Raw genomic sequence first — 953 nt, 5'->3', positions numbered from 1 at the left:
TACCTATGAGGCCTTTTTATATCGATATCTTTCTAGTTCAAGACAGATGGTTAACGAGTGCAGTCGTTAATCATCAACCTTAATTAATAATTGTAATTACCAGAACACGTCTCGACGTTTTGCTCGAGCGATAATGTTGTCTGGCATTCTCCGCTCCAAACCGCTTCGAAGCACAGTTATACGCTTATGTTGCCTTTGATCCGCTGTCACCGAGTTGTATAACCAGCGATAAGCATCTTCATAATCTAACGGGCTACCGTAATCACGTAGCAAGAGTTCCGCTAAGTGGATACTTGCACTTAAGTTACCCATTGAAGCTGCTTCACGGAGATATGGAATCGCGCGCTCTTTATCTTGTTGCACCAAAGTGCCCAGAGAATAATAACGTCCTAACTGCTCGAGTGCCGCTGGTAAACCTTGATGTGCTGCGTTTTCCATATAGTAAAGACCAAGCTCTACATCTTGCGGAACACACACACCCCACGCCAGCATATCACCGTATAAAAACTCATAAGAAGGCAAGCTAATACGCGTTGCACGAGCAACGATATCTTCAACTAACTGGCACTTATCAGCTTTCACTCGCTCTAGGTGTTGATTATTCTCAATTAAATTAATCAGTTCAGCTTCTGTATATATTGGAACGGGCTCTCCCACATCAGCCAAATCTGCATGACTCAAGGGTGAGCTCAGCGCCACTATCAATGAAGCTGCTACAATTCGTAGCTTCATACCTGCACTCTATTATCTGTCGCTAAAGTTATCTATTTCTTATTGGCTACCGAGGTAGACGCCCAAAAATAGGGTGAACTTCACTTTCCATGATATCTGTATCGGCAACAACCTTGATGGCTTTAGACAAAACTTGCCGCTAATGGGCAATATTTTGCCTGGTGACGCTTAAAAGATCACCATCAAAGAGTGAGTGGCTAAATTTGTCTCGTCCTAAAATA

Annotated in this window: 1 protein-coding gene; it reads right to left on the bottom strand. The window is 43.0% G+C overall.

Going from position 1 to position 953, the window contains the following annotated elements:
• Positions 1 to 96: 96 nt before the first annotated feature.
• Positions 97 to 732: a flagellar protein MotX gene (motX, locus tag AB4232_RS22300; RefSeq protein WP_009847886.1), complete on the bottom strand. Its 636-nt coding sequence runs from the start codon at positions 730 to 732 to the stop codon at positions 97 to 99.
• Between the last annotated feature and the right edge of the window lie 221 nt (positions 733 to 953).

The sequence above is a fragment of the Vibrio sp. 10N.286.46.A8 genome (assembly GCF_041470165.1).
Lineage (GTDB): Bacteria > Pseudomonadota > Gammaproteobacteria > Enterobacterales > Vibrionaceae > Vibrio > Vibrio tasmaniensis_A.
The sequence above is the reverse complement of the archived record's forward strand: the minus strand, read 5'-3'. Positions and strand labels throughout refer to the sequence as shown.